This window comes from Mycobacterium sp., assembly GCF_049647605.1.
Lineage (GTDB): Bacteria > Actinomycetota > Actinomycetes > Mycobacteriales > Mycobacteriaceae > Mycobacterium.
The window spans coordinates 75,982-82,443 of record NZ_JBARXZ010000161.1 but is presented as its reverse complement, the minus strand read 5'-3'; the positions used below and the strand labels follow the sequence as shown (position 1 = coordinate 82,443).

At 64.2% G+C, this 6,462-nt stretch carries 6 protein-coding genes; 1 reads left to right on the top strand and 5 read right to left on the bottom strand.

All coding sequences use genetic code 11. The annotated features are described in order from the left end of the window. From WBB07_RS21120 to WBB07_RS21110, 3 genes are all read right to left on the bottom strand, one after another. The coding region (locus tag WBB07_RS21120; RefSeq protein ID WP_526310317.1) for a PGRS repeat-containing protein at positions 1-905 on the bottom strand (905 nt) is incomplete at its 3' end. A gap of 183 nt (positions 906-1,088) precedes the next feature. Next, positions 1,089-2,084: a Gfo/Idh/MocA family protein gene (locus WBB07_RS21115; protein ID WP_526310316.1), complete on the bottom strand. Its 996-nt coding sequence runs from the start codon at positions 2,082-2,084 to the stop codon at positions 1,089-1,091. 40 nt (positions 2,085-2,124) lie between these two features. Then, complete coding sequence (locus tag WBB07_RS21110; RefSeq protein ID WP_526310315.1) at positions 2,125-2,937, bottom strand: TylF/MycF/NovP-related O-methyltransferase; 813 nt, start codon at positions 2,935-2,937, stop codon at positions 2,125-2,127. A gap of 267 nt (positions 2,938-3,204) precedes the next feature. Between WBB07_RS21110 and WBB07_RS21105 the strand changes: the two genes are divergently transcribed. Then, positions 3,205-4,005 carry a GAP family protein gene (locus WBB07_RS21105; protein WP_526310314.1) on the top strand — a complete coding sequence of 267 codons (801 nt, stop codon included), beginning with the start codon at positions 3,205-3,207 and terminating at the stop codon, positions 4,003-4,005. Here WBB07_RS21105 and WBB07_RS21100 read toward each other — a convergent pair. Together WBB07_RS21100 and WBB07_RS21095 are read right to left on the bottom strand one after the other, a co-directional pair. Beyond that, positions 3,991-5,313, bottom strand: coding sequence for a glycosyltransferase (locus WBB07_RS21100; protein WP_526310313.1), 1,323 nt, complete (start codon positions 5,311-5,313; stop codon positions 3,991-3,993). The two genes, WBB07_RS21105 and WBB07_RS21100, sit on opposite strands and share 15 nt — an antisense overlap. A gap of 53 nt (positions 5,314-5,366) precedes the next feature. Then, positions 5,367-6,296: a sulfotransferase family protein gene (locus WBB07_RS21095; protein ID WP_526310312.1), complete on the bottom strand. Its 930-nt coding sequence runs from the start codon at positions 6,294-6,296 to the stop codon at positions 5,367-5,369. Positions 6,297-6,462 lie beyond the last annotated feature (166 nt).

The window sequence follows — 6,462 nt, the reverse complement described above, 5'->3', positions numbered from 1 at the left end:
CCCCAAGCCATCCCACCGTTTCCGCCCTGGCCACCGTTGGCACCGTTGCTACCGGCGCCGCCGGTACCGCCGGCGCCGCCTCGTGCGACTCCCGTCGTTCGCGAGTAGGTGAAGGCCACCCCGCCCGAACCGCCGTTGCCGCCATGCCCTCCGAGGCCACCGGCGCCGCCAGTTCCCCCGTCACCGCCATTGGCGTCTCCGTCGAAGCTGGTCACCCACGCGCCGGAACCGCCGGCGCCGCCGGCGGGTATGGCAAGGCAGCAGATTGTGCCGACCGGGTACGCGCCGCCGGCCTGACCGGCTCCTCCGGCAGCGCCGGTTTGGTCGCCGAAGTCCACAAGGGTCTTGCCATTCTGGCCGTTCTGGGCTCGGGTGCTGTTCGGCGGCGGCAGGTTCACGCCCGGGGAACCCGTCGCGCCCGTCTGGCCGTTGCCACCATTGCCGCCGTTACCAAAGAAGAAGCCGCTATTGCCGCCGTTACCGCCGGCTTGCCCGAGAGCGATTGCATCACTGCCGTTTCCGCCGTTTCCGAATAGCCAGGCGCTGCCGCCGTGCCCTCCGTTGGCGCCGTTACCGCCGTTACCCCAGAGCAGCCCGCCGTTGCCACCGTTGCACGCATTCCCGACGCAGTCCGCTGCCGCATCGACGCCATTGCCGAACAGTCCCAGAAATGGGCCCTGGTAGGTCAGCGGCGACAGCGCAACAAACGCCATCGGTGCACCGCTCGCACCGATCCGCCCCGTCGATTCGCTGTTGCTGCAATCGACATCCGTCGGGAGCGAACAGCCGGAAGCCGGCGACAGCAGCTCCGGGTCCAGGGGCGCGGCCACCGCAGCGGACGCAAAGAGAACGCCAGCGCTCAGTGCGGCCCCCGATAGACCGGTAACGACCATCAGACGAGTCATGGCAGTCGACTCACCGGAAGATTTCTCAGCTATGAACATGCACAACGCCTTTCCTACATCCCCACCTCGGAGTCAGGCAGGTCTCCGCTCGGCGATCCTCACCGTAGCGTTATTGTCATCCACGATAGTTAGTTTCTGGCAAATTTTTCAAACTGTGCTGAGGACAGCAGCAGCAATAGCCGTTCAGGTCGGTATCCGCGGCCCCAGTCCGGCCGCGCGATAGATCTCGTCAATGACGATCATGTTCTCGACGGCGTCCTCGGGTCCCGTCTTCACCCGCTCACCACGCAGCACACCGGCCGCGAAGGCATCGAGCTGATACGCATAGCTCGGGCGTCGCGGAAACCGCTCCACCCTGCTTCCGTCGGCTGTCCGCACCGAGAGCCGGTGGAACAGTTGCGGTGCCGCCGGGTTGAGCACGCGCAGCTCACCGCGGTCACCGACAACTCTGGCGCTCAACCGCAACAGACTCGACGACCACATCGAGCACTGCACCCGGCCGGTGTGCCCGCCGGAGAACCGCAACTCGGCGGTCATCGCCCGATCCACCTGTGGGTCATGCAGTTTCGCTTGTGCTGAAACAACCTCAGGAGTGGAACCACCGAACGTGCGCACCATGTGGACCGCATAGCATCCGGCATCCATTGTGGCGCCACCGGCAAGTGAGTACTTGTAGCGGATATCGGAGAACTTGGGCAGCGGAAAGCACATAGCCGCCTCCACCCGCCTCAACGTGCCGACCTCTCCGGTGGCGATGATCTGTTCCACCCGCAGCGCCAACGGGTGGTAGCGGTAATGGAATGCCTCCATCACCACCCGGTCCGATCGCGCCGCCACCGCCGCGACCTCGCGGGCCTCTGCCGCATTGGCTGTGAACGGCTTTTCACACAGCACATGCTTGCCCCGTTCGAGGGCGGCACGAGTCCATGTGCCGTGCAAGCCGTTCGGCAGCGGGTTGTAGACAGCATCGATGTCCGGGTCGGAGATCAGAGCCTCGTAGTCGTCATGCACACGTGGGATTCCGTGTTTGGCGGCGAATGCTCGAGCACGCGCCCCGTCGCGCGCAGCCACGGCGGTCACTTCGACTTCGGTGCTCTGCTTCGCCGGATTGATCAGCGCCCCCGGTGCGATTCGCGCAGCACCCAGGACACCGATTCGAACTAGTGCAGTCTCAGGCATGCCCGACGCCAATGCTGCGCTCGATGCCCGACAGCACTCATCACTTGCGCCACAAGACACCCGTCCCGTCGATATCGACGATCTCCGCGGAGATTCCATGCTTGGCGCGGTAATCGGTGACGGCCTTCTCACACGCCTTCACCGCCGAATAGTCGTCGATGATGCAGAAACCACCGGGGGACAGTCGCGGGTAGAGCGCGTCGAGCGCTTGAATCGTGGATTCGTAGAGGTCGCCGTCGAGTCTCAACACCGAGATCCGATCGATCGGAGCGTCCTGCAGGGTGTCTTTGAACCAGCCGGGCAAGAATCGCACCCGGTCATCGAGGAGCCCATAGCGCTCGAAATTCGCCCTGACCTGCTCCTCCGACACCCCCAGAATGCCCGCGGCGAAGTCCGCCCTAATCCCCTTGTCCGCTTTGTAATTGGTGGGATCCGAGCGTGGCACACCCTGGAACGAGTCGGCCAGCCAGACGTTCCTGGTGTGATCGCCATAAGCGGCCAGCACCGCGCGCATCAAGATGCACGCCCCGCCGCGCCACACTCCACATTCGATCAGGTCACCGGGGACATCGTCCTCCAGTACCGTCTCGACACAATGCTGGAGGCTGGTGAGCCTCTGCATTCCGATCATCGTCTCGGCTTCCGCCGGCCAGTCCAGACCCAGATCACGTGCTGACTGCTCAGACTTGCCCGAACCCCTGAGTATCGGGGTCAGGGTGTTGACCGCTTTGAGGAGAAGACGTCGCCGCAGCGGCCACTCTGAGGGAACCCGCTCGTGCATCCCGTATCTGGTGAGATTGCGGCGGAGCAAGTCGAGATACAGAGATCTGACGTCGTGATCGGTTATTGTCACTTATGCCTCTGTCTGTAATGCGGGTGCTAGCGGCGCTGAGTTTAGACAGCGATGCCCTCGCGTCGCGGAGTTTTGGAAGATCAGACCTCCACCGACTTGGATTCGGGCCGTGTTACACGGCTGCTTCTGAATCAGACCGGCTCGGCCCCCATCACCGTGCCACTCGGGTTCGGCGGGCGAATGTTCCTGTTCTGCCGGGGGTTTCCTCAATATGCTTGCCGACGGATCCGGCGACGGCTGCCGTTCAATCGAGGTAGCGTCCCGGCAATGTGGAGTGCACTTCTGGCACTGGCCGTTGTCGGGATGCTCAATCCCGTGCGGCTCGGCGTCACACTTCTGGTGAGCTCGCGGCCCCGTCCCCTGCAGAACCTGCTCGCCTACTGGGCAGGCAGCCTGACGATGGGCATCCCTGCACTGGTGGTTCCGCTCATCCTGCTGCATCACACCCCGGCGTTCGGGACATTCACCGAGGATTGGGCGGCCCCGGAGTCGGGCTCCGCCATTCGATACATCCAGATCGGTGCAGGGGCGCTTGCGCTACTGATCGCCGCGCTGATCGCGGTGCCGGCACTGAGGCGACAGCGTCAGCTGACACTCGTGCTCGCACCGGAAGAAACCACCTCGGTCCTCGTGCCGGACTCGACGGCACCGCCGGCTCTCTCCCCGTCGCCGGACCACACGCCTGATGCGGCGGCCGTGGGTGGATCCACGGTCCGGCGACTGATCAAACTCGCCCACAATGCCTGGGAGAACGGATCCGCCTGGGTCTCATGGGTGGTCGGGCTGTCGATGGGGCCGGCTCCCGACGTGATCTTGTTCTCGCTCGCCATCATCGTGGCTTCAGGGGCCGCGGTGAGCACCCAGGTCATCGCCGCCATCGTGTACGTCCTGGGGGTACTGGCCGTGGTCGAGATCATTCTCGTCACCTATCTGATTGCACCGGCAAAAACCCAAGCGGCACTACAGCGTCTGCACGACTGGACGTCTGCACACCGTAAGCAGCTCGTGATCGTCATCCTGACGGTGATGGGATTGTCGATGCTGGCGCACGGCTCAGGCATCGTGTGAGTCGCTGGATTGCGCCGGCAGGCGCGCAAATTCCTCGACCAGGTCAGCGGCGGCCGCCACGCTTGCGGCCGGTTCGGTCATCCGGGCAGCGACCGCACGGGCCCGAGTTCTGTACTCCGGAGCCAGGATCCTCCGCAGATCGGCAACCAAAGATTTCTGGGTGGCTGTCGAGAACCGCCGAGAGGTGCCCACCCCGAGTCGCTTGATCGCGGCTCCCCACATCACTTGAACATCCGCCATCCAGAGAATCAATGTCGGAACCCCGGCGCGCAGGCTCGCAGCCGTGGTGCCCGCACCCCCGTGATGGACAACAGCCCGGCAGGCCGGAAAGACCGCCGCGTAATTCACTGCGCCGACCACCTTGACATGGTCGAAGTGCGCGGCGCTGCTGAAGTCGGTCCAGCCGGCGCACACCAACGCCCGCTCCCCCAATTGCGCACAGGCCCCGGCAATCATCGCCACCATATCGGCCGGTGATTGCACCGGAATGCTGCCGAATCCGAAACAAATTGGTGGTGAGCCCGCGGCGATCCACGACGCCACGTCCGCATCGGCCTCAGAAGCCGACCCCAAGGTCAGGGTGCCGACAAAGGGTCTGTTCAGGGGTTTGTTTTCGGGATTGCTCGGCTGGCCTTTCTTGTTCTTGGTCTCCCATTCGGCCGCCAGGCCCGGGAAGCACACCGCGTCGTAGGCCTGGATCTCCAGGGAACCGCGTTCGGTGATCCGGCCGGGGGCGGGACCCGCCGCCTGCGGTAGTTGCAGTGCTGTTCGCTGGGCGCCTTCCACCTTCTTCACCCCGAGCCAGACCAACCACTCGTAGGCTCTCATCGCAGTTCGGATCAACGGCGCCGGCAGGTTCGGAACAAGGTGACCGTTGACCCGTATCGGGAACCAGAGCACGGTGGCCAACGGGATATCCCGGTATTCCGAGACGTTCGTGGCCAGCTCTTGGTAGCTCACGCCAGTGATGAGGAGGTCGGCATCTTCGGTCAGCGACGTCAGCGTCGTGCTCATCTCGGCCCACGCCTTCATGCCGGGCTCGCGCGACTTACGTAGGAACGTCCTCACCTCGCGGAATCTCCAGAAGTTGCGGAAGAAGTACGCCCAGAAGTCGCGGGTGTCTTCCAGCCACGCCTGGGTGTCCGGTCCGTAGGCAACAGCGGATACTCCGACCGACTCAACCGAGCCGATCAGGTCGGGCGGAACTGCCATGCAAACATCGTGACCCCGGCGCACCAGTTCGCGACCGACAGCGATACCCGGCTCGACGTCACCACGAGTTCCGTAGAAGGCCAGCACAAACTTCACGGCGTTGTCACGACCTTTCAGGTCCAGGAGCGCTCGGCGGGACGCCGGTCAGGCTAGGCCCAGGTGCCCTTGCGCCGGTGGGCCATCGCGAGCCCCTCGAGGGCCAGCTTCACCATGGACGGCCGGAGAAAACGATTCAGGTTGCGGTAGCGGCGAGAATCGCCGAACGCCGCCCGGAAACCGCGCTCACTCGCCTCATACCCATCGAAGACCTGATCCAGCGCAGATTCGTCCCAGGACTCGTCCTGTGCGGCCGCACTCAACGCCTCGTACGTCACCCGAATCCAGTCCGTCCCGAAGGGTTCCGTCACCGGCCCGCAGTCTCGATGGTGCCGAAGGTCGGGCCGGAGAAATTGGTCGACCGCTTCCGCATCCTGGTTGTCGAGGTCGATCTCGAGCGCCGTGGAAATCCGCTTCACTTCCCGCCGCCAGTCCTCCAGCAGGTTGGAGTACTCGACAAAAACGCGCCGCACCCCGCGGGTGTCTCGCTCCGCCAGCAGTGAGTATTTCAACCACCAAGCACTCACCAGTTCCGGAGACGATCCCACGTAAAGCTGGCGCCGAGCCCGCTTTTCAACCGACCCGATGCACTCCCCCGGGTGCCGAACCGCGATTACGGCCGCAACGTCGAATCCGGCCTGGGTCGCCGCTTCGAACCACAGGTCACTCACCGCGGTCATCTTCGGTTCCTTGATGATCACCACCGGCGCCACCGGCAAGGTGGTGAAGAACTCGGCGATCTCGGCGATGCTGGCGGCGTTCCCCTCCGCGCCCGCCGTATCGTCCTCCCGACGCAGTTTCAGGTCGTATGCGGAGGCACCGTGGCGGCGGAGGATCACTTCGTTGAGATGGATGGCGGCACGCGGCTCCCAATAGCCCCGCGGATTGCTCGAGGTCGCACCCAGCAGTCCGGCCGGCAGTGCCGGGCCGCACAACGAGAGGACTCGGGTGAGCGCCGACGTTCCCGAGCGGCCAAAGCCCATCACAAACAGAGCAACCGGGCGGCGAGCCGTCCCGGACTGCGCGAATGGTTGCCGTCGATTCATTTGCCAGAACGCCTTTCGAAGTCTCCCCGCGCAATTAAAACATCAGCCACTGACACGTGTTACCTCATTACCTGATCACTCCGTGCTGTTTCAGAATGGAACA

What these genes read in the sequence shown, in the direction of transcription:
- WBB07_RS21115 (WP_526310316.1), bottom strand. Translation starts at nt 2,084, where the DNA reads ATGCCTGAGACTGCACTAGTTCGAATCGGTGTCCTGGGTGCTGCGCGA.
- WBB07_RS21105 (WP_526310314.1), top strand. Translation starts at nt 3,205, where the DNA reads ATGTGGAGTGCACTTCTGGCACTGGCCGTTGTCGGGATGCTCAATCCC.
- WBB07_RS21095 (WP_526310312.1), bottom strand. Translation starts at nt 6,296, where the DNA reads ATGGGCTTTGGCCGCTCGGGAACGTCGGCGCTCACCCGAGTCCTCTCG.